Annotated in this window: 22 protein-coding genes and 1 tRNA gene; 11 read left to right on the plus strand and 12 right to left on the minus strand. The window is 55.4% G+C overall.

The features are described 5' to 3' along the window. Positions 1-47: 47 nt before the first annotated feature. Genes AB1763_03025 through AB1763_03035 form a run of 3 tightly spaced genes read right to left on the minus strand, consistent with a single transcriptional unit; the run spans position 48 to position 2,478 of the window. Entirely contained in the window at positions 48-755 is a 708-nt protein-coding gene (locus tag AB1763_03025) for a 2Fe-2S iron-sulfur cluster-binding protein (protein MEW5831792.1), read from the minus strand. Beyond that, complete coding sequence (locus AB1763_03030) at positions 755-880, minus strand: hypothetical protein (GenBank protein MEW5831793.1); 126 nt, start codon at positions 878-880, stop codon at positions 755-757. Before AB1763_03030 ends, AB1763_03025 begins: the two co-directional genes overlap by 1 nt. Further along, positions 877-2,478, minus strand: a complete 1,602-nt coding sequence (locus AB1763_03035; protein ID MEW5831794.1) for an FAD-dependent oxidoreductase — start codon at positions 2,476-2,478, stop codon at positions 877-879. Before AB1763_03035 ends, AB1763_03030 begins: the two co-directional genes overlap by 4 nt. 95 nt (positions 2,479-2,573) lie before the next feature. Here AB1763_03035 and AB1763_03040 point away from each other — a divergent pair, with 95 nt between their 5' ends. Next, complete coding sequence (locus tag AB1763_03040; protein ID MEW5831795.1) at positions 2,574-3,479, plus strand: AEC family transporter; 906 nt, start codon at positions 2,574-2,576, stop codon at positions 3,477-3,479. On the opposite strand, the gene AB1763_03045 is transcribed toward AB1763_03040, so the two are convergent. From AB1763_03045 to rpsU, 3 genes are all read right to left on the minus strand, one after another. Then, a complete protein-coding gene (locus AB1763_03045; protein MEW5831796.1) occupies positions 3,460-4,386 on the minus strand; it encodes a D-2-hydroxyacid dehydrogenase in 927 nt (308 codons plus the stop codon). The genes AB1763_03040 and AB1763_03045 overlap by 20 nt on opposite strands. A gap of 4 nt (positions 4,387-4,390) precedes the next feature. Then, positions 4,391-5,554, minus strand: coding sequence for a formate-dependent phosphoribosylglycinamide formyltransferase (gene purT, locus AB1763_03050; GenBank protein MEW5831797.1), 1,164 nt, complete (start codon positions 5,552-5,554; stop codon positions 4,391-4,393). Between the two features lie 107 nt (positions 5,555-5,661). Next, positions 5,662-5,874: a 30S ribosomal protein S21 gene (gene rpsU / locus AB1763_03055; protein ID MEW5831798.1), complete on the minus strand. Its 213-nt coding sequence runs from the start codon at positions 5,872-5,874 to the stop codon at positions 5,662-5,664. Between the two features lie 127 nt (positions 5,875-6,001). Between rpsU and AB1763_03060 the strand changes: the two genes are divergently transcribed. Genes AB1763_03060 through AB1763_03070 form a run of 3 tightly spaced genes read left to right on the plus strand, consistent with a single transcriptional unit; the run spans position 6,002 to position 10,340 of the window. Beyond that, a complete protein-coding gene (locus tag AB1763_03060; GenBank protein ID MEW5831799.1) occupies positions 6,002-7,666 on the plus strand; it encodes a methyl-accepting chemotaxis protein in 1,665 nt (554 codons plus the stop codon). 46 nt (positions 7,667-7,712) lie between these two features. Next, complete coding sequence (dnaG, locus tag AB1763_03065) at positions 7,713-9,356, plus strand: DNA primase (protein MEW5831800.1); 1,644 nt, start codon at positions 7,713-7,715, stop codon at positions 9,354-9,356. 12 nt (positions 9,357-9,368) lie between these two features. Next, complete coding sequence (locus tag AB1763_03070; GenBank protein ID MEW5831801.1) at positions 9,369-10,340, plus strand: argininosuccinate synthase domain-containing protein; 972 nt, start codon at positions 9,369-9,371, stop codon at positions 10,338-10,340. 73 nt (positions 10,341-10,413) lie between these two features. Here AB1763_03070 and AB1763_03075 read toward each other — a convergent pair whose 3' ends face one another. Then, positions 10,414-10,677, minus strand: coding sequence for a cation transporter (locus AB1763_03075; GenBank protein MEW5831802.1), 264 nt, complete (start codon positions 10,675-10,677; stop codon positions 10,414-10,416). Between the two features lie 120 nt (positions 10,678-10,797). On the opposite strand from AB1763_03075, the gene AB1763_03080 reads away from it, so the two are divergent. Both AB1763_03080 and AB1763_03085 read left to right on the plus strand, forming a co-directional pair. Further along, positions 10,798-11,487, plus strand: coding sequence for a sulfite exporter TauE/SafE family protein (locus tag AB1763_03080; protein MEW5831803.1), 690 nt, complete (start codon positions 10,798-10,800; stop codon positions 11,485-11,487). Positions 11,488-11,535: 48 nt separating this feature from the next. Beyond that, positions 11,536-11,958, plus strand: coding sequence for a hypothetical protein (locus tag AB1763_03085; protein MEW5831804.1), 423 nt, complete (start codon positions 11,536-11,538; stop codon positions 11,956-11,958). Here AB1763_03085 and AB1763_03090 read toward each other — a convergent pair. Further along, positions 11,955-12,566, minus strand: coding sequence for a hypothetical protein (locus tag AB1763_03090; protein ID MEW5831805.1), 612 nt, complete (start codon positions 12,564-12,566; stop codon positions 11,955-11,957). The genes AB1763_03085 and AB1763_03090 overlap by 4 nt on opposite strands. A 109-nt stretch (positions 12,567-12,675) precedes the next feature. On the opposite strand from AB1763_03090, the gene AB1763_03095 reads away from it, so the two are divergent. Next, a tRNA-Ala gene (locus tag AB1763_03095) sits at positions 12,676-12,751 on the plus strand. A 38-nt stretch (positions 12,752-12,789) separates the two neighbouring features. Here the strand turns inward: AB1763_03095 and AB1763_03100 are convergent. Then, positions 12,790-15,363 carry a cation-transporting P-type ATPase gene (locus tag AB1763_03100; protein ID MEW5831806.1) on the minus strand — a complete coding sequence of 858 codons (2,574 nt, stop codon included), beginning with the start codon at positions 15,361-15,363 and terminating at the stop codon, positions 12,790-12,792. 105 nt (positions 15,364-15,468) lie between these two features. On the opposite strand from AB1763_03100, the gene AB1763_03105 reads away from it, so the two are divergent. From AB1763_03105 to AB1763_03115, 3 genes are all read left to right on the plus strand, one after another. Further along, positions 15,469-16,713: an EAL domain-containing protein gene (locus AB1763_03105; GenBank protein MEW5831807.1), complete on the plus strand. Its 1,245-nt coding sequence runs from the start codon at positions 15,469-15,471 to the stop codon at positions 16,711-16,713. Between the two features lie 77 nt (positions 16,714-16,790). Further along, positions 16,791-17,321, plus strand: coding sequence for a SurA N-terminal domain-containing protein (locus AB1763_03110; protein MEW5831808.1), 531 nt, complete (start codon positions 16,791-16,793; stop codon positions 17,319-17,321). A gap of 6 nt (positions 17,322-17,327) precedes the next feature. Next, complete coding sequence (locus AB1763_03115) at positions 17,328-17,999, plus strand: TonB family protein (GenBank protein ID MEW5831809.1); 672 nt, start codon at positions 17,328-17,330, stop codon at positions 17,997-17,999. 3 nt (positions 18,000-18,002) lie between these two features. Here AB1763_03115 and AB1763_03120 read toward each other — a convergent pair whose 3' ends face one another. From AB1763_03120 to pstS, 3 genes are all read right to left on the minus strand, one after another. Continuing rightward, positions 18,003-18,392 (minus strand): hypothetical protein, encoded by a 390-nt coding sequence (locus AB1763_03120; protein MEW5831810.1) that lies wholly within the window; start codon positions 18,390-18,392, stop codon positions 18,003-18,005. Between the two features lie 139 nt (positions 18,393-18,531). Then, positions 18,532-19,953: a hypothetical protein gene (locus tag AB1763_03125; GenBank protein ID MEW5831811.1), complete on the minus strand. Its 1,422-nt coding sequence runs from the start codon at positions 19,951-19,953 to the stop codon at positions 18,532-18,534. Between the two features lie 246 nt (positions 19,954-20,199). Continuing rightward, positions 20,200-21,195 carry a phosphate ABC transporter substrate-binding protein PstS gene (gene pstS / locus AB1763_03130; GenBank protein MEW5831812.1) on the minus strand — a complete coding sequence of 332 codons (996 nt, stop codon included), beginning with the start codon at positions 21,193-21,195 and terminating at the stop codon, positions 20,200-20,202. 140 nt (positions 21,196-21,335) lie between these two features. Between pstS and AB1763_03135 the strand changes: the two genes are divergently transcribed. After that, positions 21,336-22,007, plus strand: coding sequence for a PhoU domain-containing protein (locus AB1763_03135; protein MEW5831813.1), 672 nt, complete (start codon positions 21,336-21,338; stop codon positions 22,005-22,007). Positions 22,008-22,014: the final 7 nt, after the last annotated feature.

Here is a 22,014-nt window from a genome sequence, read left to right on the forward strand (position 1 = left end):
CCTGCAGATGTTTTTTATAACATCAGTATAACATAATCCTAACTCCCCTAAAACATCGGTCCGCCGAAATCGAGTCCGCCGCCGAAAGCGGCAGCGGCATGAGGGTCTTGATACCCCATCATGGAGGCTTTGGTGCGCAGCATCATGATGTCCTGTTTGGGAGCGATCCCCTGCGGGCATACGGGGACGCATTCACCGCAGAGGGTACAATCCCAGATCCCGTTGGTCTGGACGGCGGCCATTTTGGCCGAAACTTCGCGCTCGCGGGGATCGTTGACGTAACGCCATACCCGTGTGAGGGCAAACGGGCCGATGAAATCGGGGTTTGCCGCGTACACGGGACAGGCACTGTAACAAGACGCGCACAGGATGCAGTCGCTCTGCACCGCGATCCGTTCCATCTCCTCCGCGCTGACGTTCGATTCGTCCAGCTTTTCACCCGACGCACGGGCGGCGCGGTTGCATTGCTCCACCATCGATCCCTCGACGACGAGATCGCGAACCACACGGGCGTTCCGGATCGGTTCGACGCTCTCCCCGCCTGAGGGTTTGTATTCGCACATCAGCACTTCGCGGCCGTCGACGCGAACGGCGCAGCTTCCGCACACCCCGCTGCGGCATCCGTGGGAATAGGTAAGGGTGGGGTCAATTTTCGTTTTGATGTGGTTGAGGAGTGCAAGGAGTGTCACCCCTTCTAACTCAACGTTATAGGTTTGATAGCCGCCGTTAGCGCTACGCAATACTTTAATTTCCATCAGTCGCACCACTCCCGCTCGTTCTCGTCGTCATCATAGGGGTCTTCGCAGCACCCGTTCCAGTCGGTACCCTCTTCCTCGTCCCACCGTTCCCCTTCGTCCGAACAGCGGATCAAAGGTTTCATTTCATAAAATCGGCACATAAGACTCCGTCCTCCTTCCATGCGATCGTATGGGCACCGAACATCGAATCGTTGCGGACAGGGGCATCGCTACGGTAATGGGCTCCCCGGCTCTCTACCCGGCTGATCGCGCTGACCACGATGATTTCGGAGAGTTCAAGCTTGTTGCCGAACTCGATAAACTCGACGAGATTCGTGTTGCAGGTTTTGGATTTGTCACGCGGCCCCATGAACGGAAGTTCCTTTTGCATCTGCCGGATCGCTCCGAGCACCGCCTTGAGCCCCATATCCTCACGCACCAGTCCGACGTTGTTGTAGAAAATGTTGGCCAGCATCTCCTGCTTCTGGTAAAAATCGATCTGGTTGGTGAAATACATCACGCCGCGGACAAAATTGAGATCCTTGGCGTACTGCGGATTTTCGGCGGCGGGGGCGGGGCGTTTCGTCCCGAATTCCGCCGCGTTTTTGCCGCATTCACGCCCGAAAACGACCAGTTCGAGGAGTGAATTGCCTCCCAGCCGGTTCGCCCCGTGCGTTCTGTGGTTGGCGCATTCCCCGACGGCGAAAAGCCCCTCCACCGAGCTCATGCAGCGTTCGTCGACGTCGATCCCCCCCATACTGTAGTGGGCCGCAGGCTTGATCGGGATCAACTCGTTCACAGGATCGATCCCTTCGTAGATTTTCGCCAGTTTGCGTTCCTGGGGAAGTTCGCGGTCGATAAACGCCTCTCCCAGATGACGGATGTCAAGGTATACCGCACCGCTTTCGGCGACCTCGTCGTGGATGGCGCGGGCGACGACGTCACGGGGTGCGAGTTCGTCGGTAAAGCGGTCCCCCTGCGCGTCCACGAGATAGCCTCCCGCCCCGCGCGCGCTTTCGCTGATGAGGATCGAAGAGTTTTTCAGCGCGGTGGGATGGAACTGGATGAACTCCATGTCCGCCAGCCTCGCCCCCGCACGTACCGCCGCGGCCAGCCCGTCTCCCGTCGCCTGGACGGCGTTGGTCGAATGCTTGCCGTAGATCGCGCCGTAGCCGCCCGTCGCAAGGATGACCGCATCGGCCCGGATCTCTTCGACGTCGCCGCTGTCAATATCCAGGAACGTCGCCCCCAGCGCACGGTTCGTTTCGGGATCAACGATCAGGTTGAGCAAAAACCGGCCGTTTTGAAATTCCACGCCCGCTTCCACACACCGGTCAAACAGCGTGTGCAACAGTTTCAACCCTGTGTAGTCCTGCGCGTAGCATGCGCGCGGCGCGCTCGCCCCGCCGAGTCGACGCCGCGCGATCTCGCCCTCTTCGTCACGGCTGAAAGGGAGTCCCAGGGCATTGCACCAGCGCACCGCATCGGGAGCTTTTTCACATAGGAGCGCAATCCGCCCTTCGTCCCCCAGCCCCGCCGAGGAGCGGAGCGTATCGTCGATGTGGGCCGCGACGCTGTCCCCGTCCGCGAGCACCGCGTTCATCCCCCCCTGTGCCATCGAGGTCTGGGAGCGGGTCGGCAGGGTTTTGGACGCAACCACCACCTCCGATCCCGCTTCGCGGGCGGACAAAGCGCTTACAAGCCCCGCACCGCCGCTACCGATAATCAATATTTTGGCCATTCCACCCCTTTTTCCGATAATCTCGACGATTGTACCCCATCGCGCGTTAGGGACGACTCAAAAAGATCGACTAGTTTTTTAGGGTAAAATAACCTATGCAAACAGTGTTCTCGATCCTCGGTATCTATCTTTTCATCGGCGTCGGTTTCGGTGCGAAATGGGCATTCAAGGAAAAAATCGACGACCGGACCATTACGCTTATCAGCGTCTATTTTCTCCAAATCTTCCTGACGTTCTGGGGGTTGCTCAAACGCCCCATCGATACCGGACTCCTCTTCGCCCCGACGCTTTATCTGGGCATCACCCTGCTGTCGCTGCTGCTGATGATTCCACTCGCCCGGATGCTCTTTAGCGATACCAAAGAGCGCTCGATCGCCACCGTCGCCGCCCTCATCGGCAACACGGGAAATCTCGGCGTCCCGCTGGGGATCGCCCTGTTCGGGGAAGAGAGTGTCCCCTACACGACGCTCATCAACCTCGTCAACGTTTTCGTCGTCTACACAATCGGCGTCTTTTACTATTCGCGCGGCGAATTCAGCGTCAGGGATTCGCTCCTCAACATTCTCAAACTCCCGGTGCTGTGGGCGGCCTCTTTGGCCATCGTTCTCAACCTCGTCGGATACGTTCCGAGCCCCGCCGTCGACAAAACCCTCATGATGGGAGCCTATGCCTCAATGACGATGCAGCTCGTGCTGTTCGGGATTTACCTCTACGGAATCAAACTCGCCGAGATCAACCTGCGCCTGAGCGCATGGGTAGGAAGCACCAAATTTCTGCTGATACCGCTCCTGACGTTTGGCGTCTTACAGTACGTCGATATGGAACCGATGGTCAAGGGGGTTTTGTTTCTGGAACTGCTCGTCCCGCTTGCCGTGGCGAACGTCAACCTCGCATCGCTGTACAACTGTGCTCCCCGCACCGTCACGGCACAGGTGTTTCTGACGTCCGCCGCGTTTTTGGGGATCGCGCTGGCATTGCCCGCTATTTTAAAAACGTTCTGATGTTCTCGGCCGTCGCGGCGATGAGACGTTCGCGTGCTTCGCGCGAGGTCCAGGCGATATGGGGGGTAATATAGAGCCGCTCGGGATGTTTGACGCTTAGAAGCGGATGGGGCGTTTTCATCGGCTCCTGAGCCAAAACGTCCAGCCCGACGAAAATAGGCTTGACGTCGATAATGACCGACAGGGCCTCTTCGTCGACGATTCCGCCCCGTCCGAGATTCAGCAGCACCGCCCCGTCTTTCATCTGGAGCAGTTCGGAGTGGGAGATGAGGTTCTGCGTCTGAGGGTTCAAAGGGGCGTGAATCGAAATGACGTCGCACCCCTCGATCAGGCGCGAAAGGGTCGTTTGCTCGTATTCGGGGTTGTCGTTCTTCCCGGAAGTGGAGTAATAACAGACGTTAGTGCCGAACGCTCTTGCGATAGCGGCAACGCTCCGCCCGATCTCACCCAGCCCGATGATCCCCCATTTTTTTCCGCGCAGTTCGCTGAAAGAGGGACCGATATGGGCAAACACCGCTTCACGCTGCCAGTCGCCGCGCTTGACGTATTCGTCGTAATATCGGCTCTGTCCCATCAGGTAAAAAAGCATCGAAAAGGTGTGCTGCACCACCGCATCGGTCGAATACCCCGCGACATTTTTGACGGCGATCCCCCGGCGTGCGGCAGCCTCGTGGTCGATATTGTTCGTCCCCGTCGCCGCGACGCAGATGAGCTTGAGTGCGGGTGCGGCTTCCATCACGGCATCGTTGATCACCACCTTGTTGGTCACGATCACTTCGGCGTCGCGGACCCGCTCGGCGGTCTCTTCGGGAGTCGTCGTCGCGTAGACGGTGACGTCGCCGAGCGTGTTAAAAACTTCTAACGGCGTATCACGGTACGTTAGTGCATCGAGTACTGCAATCTTCATCCGCTTACGCGTCCTTGATTTTCTTGATCAGTTTTTTAGCTTTTTTGAGCGCTTTGGAGGCTTTGTCCAAAACGAGCAATACTGCCATGCGGCGCCCGGCGTGCGCTTCGGGTTTGCCGAAGACACGGACAAACGTTTTTTCGTCGAAGAGTTCGTCGGCGACGTCGATGACCGGCTTATCCGATTCAGCTTCGGATTTGAACGCCGCGCTCGCCCCCTCGCCGTAGAAGGTAAATCCGAGAGGAAGCCCCAGTACCGCGCGCACGTGCAGCGCGAATTCGCTCTGGCTCTGGGTGATGAGGGTGACCATTCCCGTATCGTGCGGGCGGGGGCTTACTTCGCTGAAATAGACCTCATCGCCTTTCACGAACAGTTCCACGCCGAAAAGCCCTTTGCCCCCCAGTCCGTCGGTAATCGCCTTGGCGATCTTCTGGGAGCGTTTGAGCGCTTTTTTCGACATCTCCATCGGCTGCCAGCTGAAAACGTAATCGCCCCCTTTCTGGATATGGCCGATTGGCTCGCAGAACACCGTCTCGTTGCCGTTGCGGGCCGTGAGGAGGGTGATCTCGTAATCGAAACGGATAAACTCCTCGACGATCAGTTCGCTCGCGTCGCCGCGCGCTTCCTTGGCGATTTCCCACGACGCGATGAGGTCGTCACGCGTTTTCGCAATGCTCTGTCCGTGCCCCGAAGAGCTCATGACCGGCTTGATGACGCAGGGAAAGCCGACGTCTTCGGCCGCTTCGCACAGCGCTTCGTACGTACTCACGAAATGATAACGGCTTGTTTTGAGTCCCAAATCCTCGGCGGCGAATTTACGGATGTTTTTGCGGTTCATCGTTTTGTTGACCGCTTCGGCATTGGGGATGACGCAGAACCCCTCCTTTTCCGCTTCGAACAACGCTTCGATGCTGATCGCCTCGATCTCGGGGAGAATGTAATCGGGTTTTTCCTTGCGGATCAGTTTGAGCACCGCTTCCTTGTCTTGCATGTTGATCACGTGCGAATGGTTGGCGACGAGATGGGCCGGAGCGTTCTTGTAGCGGTCGACCGCAATCACTTCGATCCCTAGGCGCTGCGCTTCGATCGCGACCTCTTTGCCGAGTTCGCCGGAGCCTAACAACATGATTTTTTTGGAATTGCTTTTGAGAGGTGCGCTAAAGAGCATGGTAGAGCCTTGTGCAAAAAATTATTGCCTAAGTGTAACACAGGGTTTTTAAAGGGGGGGTTATAAAAGGTCGAAGAGGTGTAACCCAAGCGCCGAAGCGCTTGAAATTACAGGCGAGATTCGTAACGTCTCATCATGTAGAGACGTTTCAGCATCTTTTTGCGAGCGCTGATTTTGAACTGCTTGCGCTTTTCCGTCTCGGTAACGTGGTTACGGCGAGCGCGGGCTTCAGTAACAATCAGATTACGATCTGTTTGTTTTTTGAAACGGCGGTAAGCTGCATCAAAGTTATCATCTTGGCGAAGAATGATACCAGGCATGCAATCACCCACTTTCTATTTAAAATTTTTGAACCCGAATTCTACCATAATTTTCAAAAAATAAGGAGTTTTTCAGTCAACCCTGAGCTATGATAGATTCAGATGTAAACTTTGATACGGAGCACGAATGACGCAGCGTACCCAGTTGATGGCACTTATTTTTGCCGGAATGATGATCCCCCCGGCGGTTTGGATCGCTCTTTTGGCTTTTGCGGAGCTTTTCAGTGCCGCAGAACTGCTCGACATCCTCTTTTCTCTTCCGATGATTCTCTACATGGCAGTTGCCACAACGGCGATGATCTTGGGGTTTCGGCACTCCCTGGGATCGATCGAAACCCTGATGGGAAATCCCTCCGCGCATGCCGAAGCAGCGACACTCATCGCCAAACTTCCCTATCGCTTTTTAATCGGGCAGCTCCTCTACACAGGGATTGGCCCCGCAATCGTGCTGTGGGGCAAGCCTTTTATCGCTCCGGAGCGTTTCATCCTCGCCGAACTCGCCGTGCTTCCCCTGCTGCTCCTTTTTATTATCCCGGTTTTCATTCTTTTCGTCATTCGGCTTGAAGAGTGGGTTGCTGCGGTTCCGCTCGACGAACGCCGAGCGTTTTTATCTTTCGGCCAAAAGATGGTTCTGGCGGTGTTTACGACCATCGTCGGGAACATCGCGCTGCTGGTTTTACTCAATGCGATTCTCCTCTTCTCGTCGCCCAATCTGTCCCTGAACACCCTGTTGACCAAAAACATCGTGGTGGCATTGATCGGGACGGCCGTATCGGCGGTCAACGTCGCACTCCTCGTCTCGCAGGTGAGCCGACCCGTCAAAACCCTCACCGACGGGCTGAAAACTGATCTTTTCAATCTGACGAAGCGGTTCAGGGGCAGCACGCGCGACGAAACTGGGACCATGATGTTCAATCTCAACCATTTCATCGCGGAAATCGAACGCTCGATCGCCCATTCCAAGGAGATCGCCTCCGCCAATCTCGGCGCAGCGCGCGAACTCAATTCGATCAACACCGACCTAACCCGACGGGTCTACGACAGCCGTGTGATCACCGGCACCTCATCGGAAAAAGCGCGTTCGGTGCAGCGCATCGTGGATGAAGGGGTCGAAAACTTCGCCCACGCCTCCGAGTCGATGACACAGGCACTCGCCAAACTTCTCCACGGGCGGCAGGAACTTTCCGTATTGCTCGACACCATCTCGCACAGCACCGAGCTCGAAGCTGCCCTCCGTTCCAAACTCGACCAGCTCAACGGCGAAGCGTCGCAGGTCCAAAAAATCCTCTCCGTCATCGGCGACATCGCCGACCAAACCAATCTGCTCGCGCTGAATGCCGCAATCGAAGCGGCACGCGCCGGGGAACACGGCCGTGGATTCGCCGTCGTCGCCGACGAAGTGCGCCAGCTGGCCGAAAAAACGCAACACAGCCTGGTCGAGATCAACACTACCATCAACGTTATCGTCCAAAGTATCTCGGACGCTACCAAACAGATGCACCGCAACACGCAAGCGATGCACAACCTCACCGCCATCTCCGAGCGGGTCGACCGGGACATCGACGAGAGCGTCGGGGCAATGGAAAAAACCAATACCCTCACCGCCCAAAGCGTCGAAAATTCCCGTACCATCGCCGAACACATCGAATCGATGCTCGCGCAGATGGAATCGCTGGCATCCCTTTCGACGGCCAACGACGCGTCAATGAAAGAACTCTGCGAGATCGTCGGCTCGATCGCGTCCTCCGCTGATGCCCTCTTCACGCAGCTGGGGCAGTTCAAAACCGCCTGAGCGGGCGAGCGGTAAAACAAAAGGAGGGTTTGGATAAAATAGCCCCATGATTGCCCAAGATTCCATCGACGCCCTCAAAGCGCGGCTCGACATCGTCGACGTCGTCGGTTCCTATGTCGAACTCAAACGTGCGGGTTCAAGCTTCAAAGCCCCCTGCCCGTTTCACGAGGAAAAGTCCCCCAGCTTCGTCGTCAACCCCGCACGGGGAAGCTATCACTGCTTCGGCTGCGGGGTGCACGGCGACGCGATCAAATTCGTCATGGAATACGACAAACTCAGCTACCCCGAAGCGATCGAGAAACTCGCCGCTTCGATCAATTTCACCCTCCATTACGAAGGGGGCGGCTCTCAGAAAAAACGTTCCAACCTCCTCGAAACCCTCAACGAATGGTATCAGAAGCTCCTCGAACAAAACCGCATCGCCCAGGAATATCTGCACGAACGGGGGATCTACAGCTCCAGCATCGAGCGCTTCGGGATCGGTTACGCCCCGGCCTCTTTCGAGACGATCCGTTTCATGGAACAGCGCAAACTCAACACGGCCGATGGGATCGAACTCGGTGCGCTGGGAAGAGGGGAAGACGGACGGCTGTTCGCCCGCTTCATCGAACGGATCACGTTCCCTATCTACGCTCCAAGCGGAGCGCTGGTAGGGTTTGGGGGAAGAACCATCACCGGCCATCAGGCCAAATACGTCAATTCCCCCCAGACGAACCTGTTCAACAAATCCCGCCTTCTCTACGCCTACCATCTCGCGCGGGACACCGTCTTCCGCCGCCGTGAGATCATCGTGACCGAGGGATACCTGGATGTCGTGATGCTTCATCAGGCGGGTTTTACGCAGGCGGTCGCGACGCTGGGAACGGCGCTGACCGCGGAGCACCTCCCGCTGCTGCGCAAGGGGGAACCCAAAGTGCTGCTCGCCTACGACGGCGACAAAGCGGGGCGCGCCGCGGCCCTCAAAGCCTCCAAGCTCCTGAGTGCGGGCGGGTTTGACGGCGGGGTCGTACTGTTCGAGGGGGGGCTGGATCCCGCCGACATGGTCAAAAACGGCGAGATCGAGGCGCTCGGAGGACTGTTGCGCCGTCCGATCCCTTTTATCGAATTCGTCGTCACCGAAATGATCAACGCCTACGATCTGCGCGATCCCAAAGCCAAAGAGGGGGCGCTGCACGAATCGGTCGCTTTTCTCAAAACGCTCTCCCCCCTGTTGCAGGAAGAGTACCGCCCTTTCGTCGCATCCCGCCTCGGGGTCTCCCCCTCGCTGATCCGGATCGGTCAGGGGAAAAACGCGGCGCAGAAGCCGATCAATTTTTCGCACCACGACGTGTGGGAACTCAGCCTTATCAAAACGGTGCTGGAACGTCCCCACATTATCGACGCACTGCTCGATTTCGTCGATCCGCGGCTGCTGCAGTACCATGCGGACGAGTTCGAAGCGGCACTGCGCGGAACCGCCGAAGATCCCCGGCTGAGCGCCCTCCTGATGGATGAGCGGATACGGGTGTTCGAAGGGGACGAAGGGCTCAAGCAGGAGCTTATAACGTTCTTAATAACCCATTACAACCGGGAACTCAAAAAAGTCACCACCCAAAATACGGTATCATTCGACCAAAAATCGTACTTGATACGCCAGTACCGGGACAAAATCGAGCGCCTCAAACGGGGCGAACTCGTTCCGTTAGGATAAAGGGACACCATCATGAAAGCAATCGCCCTCTTCAGCGGCGGCCTCGATTCGACGCTCGCAATGAAGCTGATCATCGATCAGGGGATCGAAGTGATCGCCTGCAACATCAATACCGGCTTCGGATCGACCAAAGACCGTCTTGCACACATGCAGAACATGTGCGCGCAGGTCGGGGCCGAATTTCGGAGCGTTGACATCCGCGACGAGTACCTGCGCGAAGTTCTGTTCACCCCAAGGCACGGCTACGGCAAGCATTTCAACCCGTGCATCGACTGCCATGCCAAAATGTTCGAAGTCGCCAAACGTCTGATGGGGGAGTGGGGTGCGAGCTTCCTGATCAGCGGCGAAGTACTCGGACAACGACCGATGAGCCAGAATAAGGAAGCGCTGGCCATCGTCCTCAACCAAAGCAACTGCGAAGGGCTGTTGTTGCGTCCGATGTCGGCCAAAGCGCTGGAACCCACGATTCCGGAATTGGAAGGATGGGTCGATCGCGAAAAGCTCGAGGGGATCGTCGGGCGCAACCGCGACCGGCAGATGGAGCTGGCCGAAACGTTCGGACTCAAAGATTACGAATCTCCCGGCGGCGGATGTCTCCTGACCGATGAGCATTTTGCCCGCAAAATCCGCGATTTCATTGCCCATGACACATTCAGCGTCGACGACATCCCGACGCTGAAATACGGACGCCAGCTGCGGCTTCCCGAGGGGGCGAAATTCATCATCGGGCGTCATGCCGAAGACAATGCCGTACTCGAGGAGATCGAAAACCCCAAATACCTCCACGTCACGACCGATCTGATCGGCCCGCACGCCCTCCTTTCGAAAAACGCGAGCGACCGCGACCGCGACCTGGCGGCAAAACTGATGCTGGCCTACTGCAAAGCGGGATTCGAAGGGGAACAGACGCTCCGTTTCGGGGATGAAGAAGTGAGGGCTCTTAACACCCTGACGCGCAACGATGCGCAGAAGTATATGATTTGAGGATTTGCAAGTTTTGATACGCGCACGCTTCACCCAAGGGCAGTGCCCTCGGCGGGAAGCGTGCGCGCTTTGATTATTTAACGACTTTACAGCCGTAACCCGCCTGCTTGATCGCGTCGCACATCGCTTCAGGCTTCGTCCCCTCGGCCGCTTTGACCTCCGCGCGCCCCTCTTTGAGATAAACGCTGCTCTCTTTCACCCCTTTGACCTCGGAGAGGGATTCTTTGACGTTTTTGACGCACGCGGGACACGTCATGCCGCTCACATTCAGCTTGACCGTCTGATCGGCGCCGGCAACCGCCACGAGCGCGGCAAGGGAGAGAAGAACTTTTTTCATCGTTTATCCTTTTAGTGTTTTCGTGCTATTGTTTCATAGAACTGTTAAATTTTCGTTAAGTGTTAACACTGTTGTAACGAAAATCATTTAGTATACTGATATTTTTTAAAAGGGTGTCTTATGAACGGTATCGAGTGGTGGCTCATCGTCTCAATCGCTTTTGCCGGAAGTTTCGGCCATTGCATCGGGATGTGCGGCGGCTTTATCGTCGCCTACAGCTCAACCAAGATCGATGCGTCGATGTCGCGTACCGCCCAACTGCTCCGTCACGGTGCCTATAACGTCGGTCGGGTCAGTTCCTACGTCATACTCGGGATGGTTTTCGGCGCGATCGGCTCTTTGCTTACCTTTACGATGGAGATGCACGGGGCGCTATTCATGTTCGCGGGGGCGGTCATGGTCATTACCGCGCTGGGGATGTTCGGCGTCTCGTCGCTGATCCACGCCCTTGAGCGGGGATTCTCCTCCAATGCCCTTTTCAAGACCCTCTTTTCCCGCCTCATCAAAAGCAAAAGTATCGGCAGTTTTTTCGCCCTGGGGGTGATGAACGGCTTTTTCCCCTGCGGATTCGTTTTCTTTTTTGCGGCCAAAGCGGCCGCATCCGCCTCGGTCCTGGACGGCGGGCTCATCATGGCGGCGTTCGGCCTCGCCACCGTTCCCACCCTGCTTGCGCTCGGGCAGTCGGTCAGTTTCTTCAAAGAGATCGCGTTTCGTCAGACCATGAACCGTATCGCCGCGTCGGCCATCCTCATCTACGGTCTTTACAGCATCTATTACGGGCTGGCCTATTTTTTCGATTTGCCGCTGTAACCCCAAACTTACGTTATACTGTTTCGAGATTTTGTGCAAGGAGTCAGTATGGCGGGAGTGATGTTTGCGTTTTATGATTTTACGGCGCTGGTGGAGCTCAATATCGGGCTTGCCGACAGGCTCAACGAAAACCGCTCGGAAAGTTTTGCGGTGATGTTGTTCGATTTTTCAGACGTTCTCCCCGAATCGGTCGAGCCGACGCTGGGGACGCTGCTTCGGACCTCCGATTCGCTCGTCCATTACGACCACCACTACTTCGTGGTCATGCCCTACACTGACCGTTACGGGACCGGCATCGTCAAGAAGATGGTGAACGAGCGGTTCGCGACCACGGTTCCCTCGGCGGCGGTATGCTATCCGGCCGACGGAGAGACCCCTCTTGAATTGCTCGAAAAGCTTCATGCGGCAGCGAAAAACGAACTGGGAATCGATCTGGACTGTCTTTACAGCGCCCTCAACAAAGAGCCTTAACGGCTCTGCATCGCCACAGGCTTGAAGGTGTGGTAGGGAGAAGTTTTGTAATATTCGATCGCTTCGTGGATGTCGCTTTTGCGGGCAAGGTTGCGATCGTACACTACGACGGTCGGACGCACGGCCGGGGCGGAAACCGTTTTGGGCGCTTCCTGGACGGCTACCGGGTGGGGTGCCGCTGCCGGAGCGGCTACGACCGTTTCTTTCGGTTTTTCGACCGCTGCGGGAGCCGTCGGATGGGCCGCTACCGCTACGTTCTCTTTGGCGGGCGCTGAAGCGTCTTTTTCGGTTTTTGCCGCGGTCGCGTTTTCGCACGATTTGGGTACGTTCCGCTCGATCGGACGAACAAACGCATCTTTGGCGATCGATTTGGCTTTCACCAGATCGGCGCGCGCTTTTTTGACGCTGTCGTAGCGCCCGACCGTAACCACGTTACAGCTCCCCTCTTTTTTCTTTGTGCTTTGCAAAGCACTTTTTTGTACTTTCTTTTCAAAAGCGGGAGTGATGGAAGCTTCTTTTTTGGCGCTGATCGTCTGGATCGTATACTCCTGTGCGTTCAACGCTACGCCTGTGACACCGAGGATGATTGTAAGGGCTAACTTTTTCATACCGCTTATATCGGCACAACGCATTCAAAACTTTACACGTTCGACCCTTTTTGGGTCCCCTATTGACATTTTAGGATGCACACCCTATAATTTCCGTTCCAAAACTTATGGGCCCTTAGCTCAGCTGGGAGAGCGCGTCGCTGGCAGCGACGAGGTCAGCGGTTCGATCCCGCTAGGGTCCACCATCTTCTTTTGCTAAATCATCATCCGATATTTTATTATTTCACCCACGATAACGTACAACCGCTTTGCGCACCTCTTCGGCCGCTACGACCAGCGGAACAATCATCGCCACCGCGATCCAGTAGGCCGGTTCAAACGGTGCCGTTGCAAACACTCCCGAAATGCCGGGCATCCAGACGATAGCCCCCAGAATAACCAATTCCGAAGCAACCCCTCCCCAGTAATACGGGTTGCTTCTCCACCCTACGCTGAGCAGGGAGTCGCGTTCGCTGCGGCAGGAGAGGCCGTTGCCGATCTGGGCGAAGACGATTGCGGCAAACGTCAGCGTCGTCGCCTGCAAATAGAGCGGGTCATTCCACGCAAGATGCTCTCCCCACTCCCAGCCGTGGGCATAAAGATAGCCGAAGAAAAACCCCATGGAGACAGCCGATCCCAACACTCCCAGAAAACCGAATGCCCGGAGGTAAACCCCCGGGGTCAGAATCGGTTCTTTGCGGCTACGGGGCCCTTTGCGCATCAGCGTTTTGTGCGGCGGCTCGGCGCCCAATGCCAACCCCGGCATAATATCGGTTCCAAGGTCGATCGCCAGCACCAGCGCAACGGGGAGCGCCAACGGAACTCCCATCCAGAAATAGAGGATGTAGGGGACCGCTTCGGGAAGGTTGCTGGCGAGCATGTAGGTAATGAAGCGGCGGATATTTTCGTAAACCGCCCGCCCCTCTTCGATCCCTTTGACGATCGTCGCAAAATGATCGTCCACCAGTACGGCATCGGCACTTTGCTTGGCGACGTCGGTCCCCGATCCCATCGCGATGCCGACATCGGCTTTTTTGAGTGCGGGGGCGTCGTTGACGCCGTCTCCCGTCACCGCAACCGTCTCCCCCATCTCTTTGAGCAGGGTGACGATGCGGAGTTTCTGTTCGGGGGAGACGCGCGCGAACACCCGGTTTTTTTTCAACAACCGTTTGAGCCCCTCCGGGGGGATTGATTCGATCTGTTCGGCGCTCAGCACGTCCTGTGCCGAATCGACAATTCCCGCCTGAACCCCGATGGAACCCGCCGTGATCGGATGGTCTCCCGTGATCATCAACAACCGGATTCCGGCCCTGCGGCATTTGGCGACCGCTTCGGTAATGTCCTCCCGAAGCGGATCTATCAGGGGGATGAAAGCAATAAACGAAAGTCCCCTTTCAGCTTCTTCCCGAGAAAGAGGGCGTATCGGGGAGTATTTTCGGGCAAGGGCGATCACCCGGTACCCCAAAGAGGCAAGCCCGTCATGCTCGGCGCTCAACCTCTCCTTTAACACACCATCAAGCGCGGTTCCCCGGATGTCGGTATCGCACAGCGCGATGATGATTTCGGGAGCCCCTTTGACAAAAACGTCAAATCCACTCGCGGTTTGATGGAGCGTCCCCATCCGTTTGAGATGATAGTCGAAAGGGTATTCGACCAGCAGCGGTTTGGCTGAGCGGCGCTCCCCGATATCGCCGTAACCCTCCGCATAGCGCAGCAGCGCCAGATCGACGGGGTCTCCACGATCCCCGTCGGCGCGGTTGCACAGCACGATCACTTCAAGCATCTCTTCCGAGGGGGGTTCTGCAGAAGCGACCACTTCCATCGTATTACGGGTGATCGTTCCGGTTTTATCGGTCGCGATCACGGTCACCGCCCCGAGATTTTCAATCACCGAAAGGGTGTTGACCAAAAACCCTTTGGAGGCCATTCTCTGCGCCGCGAAAGCCAGGGCAAGAGTGACAGTCGGGAGGAGCCCCTCGGGAATCATCGCGACGAGAACCCCCAGCGCGAACAAAAACGATTTCCACAGTTCAAACCCTTCCATCCCGGCAATGACGATAAAACTTCCCGCTATGGCAAAAGAGACCGCGGCAATCACTTTGGAAATATGGGAAATCTCTTTTTGAAGATGCCCGATCCCCGAATCGACCTCCTGGGTCATCATGGCGATTTTCCCGTAGCGGGTCTCTTTTCCGACCGCGTAGACGACCCCCATAGCCTCACCTTTGATGACGAATGTCCCCGAATAGAGGGTATGGCGGGGGTGACCTGTTTCGACCGCGTCGGCGGAAACCGGAACGCTTTCTCCGGTAAGGGTACTTTCGTTCACCCAGACATCAAAAGCGCTGAGAATGTAAAGATCCGCGGGGACTTTATCCCCTTCGCCGACCAGAACGACATCCCCGATCACGAGCTGCTCTGAGGGAATGGTCCGGCGCTTCCCCTCGCGTCGAACGTTCACCCGCTGCGGCAGAATGTTCCGCAACGCTTCGAGGCTACGTTCGGTACGGTATTCCTGGTAAAATCCTCCCAATCCGTTCAAAACGATGACGGCCAGAATGGCCCAACCGATCGCCTCGATCCCCGATGAGGGGTCCAAAGCGGCCGAAAGAAAGCTTATCCCTGCCGCCGTCCACAGAAGAAGGGCAAAAAAATGGGTGAACTGGTCGAGCAGTTTACGCACTGCCGAACGGGGTTTGATACGCGGCAAAAGGTTGGGGCCGTACTCGGCGAGGCGTATTGCCGCCTCTGCTTCCGACAGCCCCTCTTCCCCAGTCTCCAATACCGACAGGATCTCTGAACGCCGAAGGGTTTTCATCCCTTTATCGTAGCATAATCCACACCGCTTCGAAGTGTGCGGCGATTGAATTTTTTATTAATTGCCGTTATAATGGGATAAAGAGCGTTGACAAAGAAGGTAAACATGGAACTTTCGGTATATTTGGCGCATCAGCCCATTTTCGATCGGCACGGGCAGATTTTTGCCTACGAACTCCTTTATCGCGATACGCACGACAACGCGGCACACGTTTCGAACAATCTCCATGCCACGGCGCGCGTTTTGGTCAATACCCTCAATTACGTCGGGCTTCAAACCCTCACCAACGGCCGGATCGCCTTCATCAAGGTCGACGACGCGGTCATCACGGACAAGATCGTCCTGGCCGTCCCGCCCCATTCTTTCGTCCTCGAAATCCTTGAATCGTCCCGCATCAATGACGCGCTGGTCGAACGGATCGCGGAGCTTCACGCAAAGGGATACCGTTTCGCCCTCAACCATTACACGCCCGGAACCGACTGTACCGATTTCATGGCGCGCGTCACGTCGCTGCTTCCCTACATCGACTACGTCAAAATCGATATCGCCGCGCTCAACGAACCCGAACAGACTCTCGCAAAACTCAAAACGCATCGCCTCACGTTCATTGCCGAAAAGATCGAAGACGAAGCGGCGCTGAAAAAAGCCGAAAATTACGGCTTCGATTATTTTCAGGGGTATTATTTCTGCGCGCCGAACCTGCTCAAAAAAGAGAACTTCGATCCCGACGCGTCGTTGTTGCTCGATCTGATCTACCTGCTCAAAACCAACGCCCCCCTCGAAGAGATTCTCTCGAAGTTCAATACCTCTCCCTATCTTACGATCAATCTCCTCAAACTGATCAAACAAAACGAAGAGATACCTCAGGACGCCGTCTCCTCAGTCGAGCAGGCGCTTTTGCTGCTGGGGCGCAAACGGCTCTCGTGCTGGCTGGAGCTGATGTTTTACGCCGACGGGGAAAACACGACACCCGAAGAGAACGCCAACGCCAAAGAGGTCACTTCTCAAGCGCTCCAGCGCGCGTACCTGATGGAAGAGCTCGCCTACACCCTCAAAAAATCGGTCCGCTTCGCCGATATCGCCTACATGACCGGGATCCTTTCCAATGCCCGGCTGATGTTCGAGGGGGATTACGCACAACTCCTGACGCAGATGAAAGTCGACAAAACGATCAGCGAAGCGCTGCTGCAGGGAAAAGGCGAGCTCGGACGGCTGCTGGAGCTGGCGATCGCGGTGGAAAAAAACGACCTCCCGCGCATCGGGAACCTGATCTTGCAGCTTGATCTTTCCGACCGCGAGCTCAACGCCTGTCTTCTCAACAGCTACCATCGCAGCTGCATGCGCCCCTGAGCGAAATTTTCATCCGTTAATCTTTTTGGAGGGAACTCCCCATTATAATAACGGATCATTATCCAAAAAGGGTTTCCATGCCGTTCAAACCTTCGATCGTTCTCGCAACCGTTATCTGTTCAGCCTCCATCGCTCTGGCGGCTCCGGCCACGCTCGCTACCGTCAACGGGCAGCCCATCACCTCATCGGATGCCAATGCGTTCGTCGCCAAAGCGATGCCGGGGATGAATTTTGAAAAACTCGACCCGAAAATGAAACGCCAGGTCGTCGATCAGCTCATCAACCAGGCCCTCATCAAAAACCAGGTGAAAAAAAGCGGGATTCAAAATACTCCGGCGTTCAAAACCCAATACGCCGCCCTCAAGGACGATCTCGCCGTCGATATGTGGATGAAACAGCAAATGCGCAAAATTTCGGTCACCGACAAAGAGGCCAAAACCTTTTACGACGCGAATGCCGACAAAATGAAGCAAGACGGTAAAAAAGTCCCTTACGACAAAGTCAAAAACGACATCATGAACTTTATCAAAATCGAAAAGTTCAAAGCGCAAATGAACAAAACGACTGAAACCCTCCGGGCATCCTCGAAAGTCGAAGTCAAACTCTAATCCGCCGTGCATCGTTACCGTTCGTTCGGCGCTTCCCTGGCAATCCACCTGCTGATTGCCGCCGCGGGATGGAGCGCGTACCAGGCTTTTAAAACACCGCCGCCGGTCGAAACACGGCTTTCCCTTTCGCTTGCTTCCTACACGCCGTTACGAACGGAAGCGATAGCGCAAAATCCGACCGTCACGCCTCCTCCGCCAAAACCGCAGGAGACGCCGACAATCCCCAAGCAGCCCACAACGCAACCCTCGATCGCCGCAAAAGTGATGAGCACCGCGGTTCCCGCGCCCGCCAAACCGCTCCAATCCGCAGCGAGCGTCATCCCCTCTCCCGCACCGATCGTCGCCCCCGCCGTGCGCCAGGAGGTCAAAGCCGCGCCGCCTCCCTCTCCGACGGAAGAAAAGTACGAAGAAGAAAATATCGCAAAAATCCGCGCCATTCTCGCCGAACGGCTCAAGTACCCCAAAAACGCGCTCCGGCTCAAACAGCAAGGGGAGGTCAAAGTGACGTTTACCCTCACTCCCTCACGGGAAGTCGGAGCACTTTCGGTGACGCAAAGTTCGGGTTTCGAGATGCTTGATGAAGCCGCCTGCGACCTGATCGAAACTTCCGCTTCGGAATTTCCAAAACCCCAAAAAAGCGTTCGGATTACCGTCCCGATAGGATACAAGATCCGTTAAGACTTATCCCCGTGCGGCCAGCCCGAGGCGAAGGGCGTGTTCAATCTGATGGTCGTATTTGGGATTGACCCGTCGGAGGGTCTTCTCGAATCTGAGGACGATTTTCGAGTCGGCACGCGGATGGACGCACAGCGACTCCATCAGCCGCTCGTAAGCCGGAAGGGTGTGGGAATTGATCGTCGCAAAACGCTCCAGCATGATTCCTACCGCACGGTGAAGCTCGGCGCGGCTGGCCGAGCGGTCGAGGATAACGGCGCTGAGCGTTTCGAATGTCTCGATCGTCTGGGGGGAACGGTCGGATTTGGGGGATCGTCCCAGCCAAACGTACAAAAATACCAGCGCAATCAATAAAAACAATAATCCCAGAAGCGTCAGAACCAGCGGTGTTTGCATAAGCGTCGTCCGTATGTGTGTTTGGGAGATTGTAGCATAAATAGAGGATTTGTCGCCCTCCGCAAAGGGGAAACGGTAAGAAACAAGGAAACCGTTTCCCTTTGCAGGGGAGGAGAGAAGGATAGCGGGCCTTAACCGATTACCATTTCACTTCGGTCGTGAACATGTAAACGTCTTTGGATTCATCCGCCGTAACTGCATTGGTATAGGTTTTTCTGTCCTCATCGATGAATTTCGCCGATCCGATGAAGCTCACGTTTTTGTTATATTTGTATGCCAATGCGGCAATGATCTTGTTACCTTCAACCGCTGTATAGGTCGGCTGGTTAGTACTTTCATGCTCGATTTTGTAATCATCGTAACGTCCGATGACCGTCCAATCCTGGAATGGACGGAATTCGGCATTGACCGACCATACATCATAGTTGCGCTCTGTGAATTTGATCGCACCCGTGAATTTCGTAGGATCTTGAATGTCATCTTTTGCGATTGCATATTGTGCCGCAATCAGGAATTCCGGCTGATTGTAGACCGCGTGGATACCGTAAAAGCTGCGGTCGTATTCAACCTTCAAAGGATCACTTGTACTCGTAGACGTTTGATCCAGTGTGGACGAATCGTCTTTATGGTTTTTCGAGATCAAACCGTAGGTCGAAATGTGTGCATACGTATCTTTCGTACGATCCTGTTTGCCCACTTTTTCCCCACTGCCGATCAAATGACCCGTCAAACGCCATTCAACTGAAAGTTTTTCATCATTTTCCTGATTCGCACCGCCTTTATCAGCATGGTAACCTTCGCCGTTGAAGATACCGATCTCAGAACTGAACATATCGGTTTTTGTTTTGAAGTTTACCCCGAGGTCCGCTGAGTTGACCAGGTCGACACCCGCTTCAGTTGGAGTCCCTTTTTCTTCCAAAACGACTTTGTTAAACGAACGGTAGTACCAGCCGTTGTGCTCTTCGTAGTCGATCCATGGGCGGTGGGCGATACCAAACTCTACACCCGTGTACGGAAGGACATTATCCAAATAAAGATAAGCGTATTTAACAAACACGTCGGCATAACCACCACCCTGTGATGTTTTCAAATCGTCTGTTGTAGTGCCTCCCGGACTGCTCGCCAACTCTTTAGTTGCATCCATTGTGACGCGCCAGTAGTCTTTATCGTTGAAATACCCTTTGACCTGCACGTAGTTACGGCGAAGCTCAAACCCGCCGGAATTCGCCGGATACGTAGCGGTTGCACCCGTTACGTTATCCGGACGTGCATTCGTATAACCAAAGTAATGCGTCCCGCTGAATTCGAGACTTTTCGCTTTCGATTTCACGTTTACGTATTTACTTTGTTTGTCCTGGTACTCAGAGAGTTTCGACTCCTGGTCGCGCAATTGCATATCAACGTCTTTGGCGCTGATAAAATCGCCCATCTCTACACGCCCTTCGCCCGGAGTCGTAAACACTTGCCCGGTTTTTGGATCGCTGTAAAGAGTCAAAGCATCCGCTGATGCAACGCCACTGATCATCGCCGCAGCAAGGGCAGATAATGCAACTTTTTTCATAAAGAATCACTCCTGTGTTTTGTGTCGTGTCATTGTAGAAAAATTAGATTACGCGGATGTTACATTGCCAAACGGTTACAAACGGGGAAACGGCGGGCAAACACGGGCCGAACGCATACGCAGGGACGACCCGAAAAACTTAAGTGAAGGAGAATGAAACGGATGTGCCGGCTGCCGGCACCCCTAAAAACGCCGCAGCGCGCTTAAGGGTCCCGACCCCGCGGGCAGGGGAAGGAAAAGAGGGGGTTATTTGTTTTCCGCCCAGTACTGGCGAACGAGGTTCGTCGTCTCGACCGGAAGAGGAATATAGCCCAGTTTCTGGGCCGCTTTGTCGCCGTTGCGGAACGAATGGTCGAAAAATTTGATCACTTCCGCATTCGATTCGGCTTTCTCTTTAGGCATCAGGATGAACGTCGCCGCAACGATTGGGTAAGCGTTGTCCTGCATGACCAGCGAGCTGTAGAAATGGTCTTTTTTGCTCCATTTGGCCTGTTTGACCGCGTTCTGGAAATTCGGCAGCGTCGCGCTGACCCATTTGCCTTCGGCCGTTTGAAGCGTTGCCGCCGCGAGGTTGTTTTTCTCTTTGTAGGCGTTTTCAATGTAACCGATCGAATACGGCGTCTGCTTGATGAGGTTTGTCACCCCTTCGTTCCCTTTGCCGCCGACACCGGTTTTCCAGCCGATCGCCTTGCCGACGCCGAACTGGCTTTTCCACATTTTGGACGCTTCGCTCAGGTAGTCGGTGAAAACGTGGGTCGTTCCCGACCCGTCAGAGCGGTGAACCACGATGATCTTCTGATTCGGGAGTTTGATCCCGGCGTTATCGGCCGCGATGGCTGGATCGTTCCACATCGTGATTTTACCCGCGAAAATATCGGCGACGACGCTGTTTTTCAGTTTCAGTTTTTCGTCCGCCACACCCGGAAGGTTGTGCGCCACGACGATCGATCCGATCACGGCCGGGAACTGGAGCAGTTTTGCGCCTGCAAGCTCTTTGGGTGTCATCGGCGCATCCGTTCCGCCGAAATCAACGATACGCTCGGAGACTTGTTTGATCCCCCCGCCCGATCCGATTGCCTGATAATTGACGCGTGTTTTGGTCGCTTTTTGGTAGCTGTACGCCCAATCGTAATAACACGGAGCCGGGAACGTAGCCCCTGCGCCGCTGATTTTATCCGCAGCGATCATTGACGTCGCAGCGATAGCCGCAATGACTAAACCTTTGGTAGCTTTCGTTAGCATCTTGATATCCTTGGTGTTTTGATGCCGCCATTGTATTGGCCCGACATCACGAAAAGATTACAAACACCGGTTCGTTTTGTAATCGCTCTGTTATAAACAAAAGTTACAATCGCGCACCAATTCCTGTCCAAAGGCCAGCCATGTTACCACGCTACGAAAACAAACTCAGCGAAATCCGCTCGATGATCTCGGCCCTGCTGCTGCAGATCATCCGCACGAGCGAAGAGACGCTTCACGCTTTCGAAAACGGCGACACCGCCCTCTACGAAAGCGCGCGCAACCATCTCAAAAATCTCCAGAGCGACGCCAACCGCATCGACAACGAAATCATCAAAACTTTCGCCCTCTTCGGCCCCGAAGCCGACGAGCTGCGATTGCTCGTGGCGTATCTGAAAATGACCAACGAACTCGACCGTATCGGGGACGGGATGCGCAAATACGCCCGTCGCCTCCAGGAACACTGTGCGGGAGAATGCGACCTTAGCGTCCTCACCGGCGCGATGATCCAGTTGCACAAAACGACCCTCAATGCGCTACAATACATTTACGAGTGTCTCGAAGCCAAAGAACTCTGCGATGCGGAAGAGCTCTACCGCAAGGTAATGGTTGAAGAGTCCAAAAACGACGATCTTTTCTCCATTATGGAAAAAGAGCTTCTGACCCTCATCATCACTTCGGGTGAACTGTCGGTCGAATACGTCAAGGTGCTCGGAACCCTCCGCAAGCTTGAGCGTTCGGGTGACCGTGCCGTCAACATCGCCGCACTGCTTCTCTACGCACAAAAAGGCGGAGAGCTGCACATCTACAACTAAACCCATG

The sequence above is a fragment of the Campylobacterota bacterium genome, from assembly GCA_040752835.1.
GTDB lineage: Bacteria > Campylobacterota > Campylobacteria > Campylobacterales > Sulfurimonadaceae > Sulfuricurvum.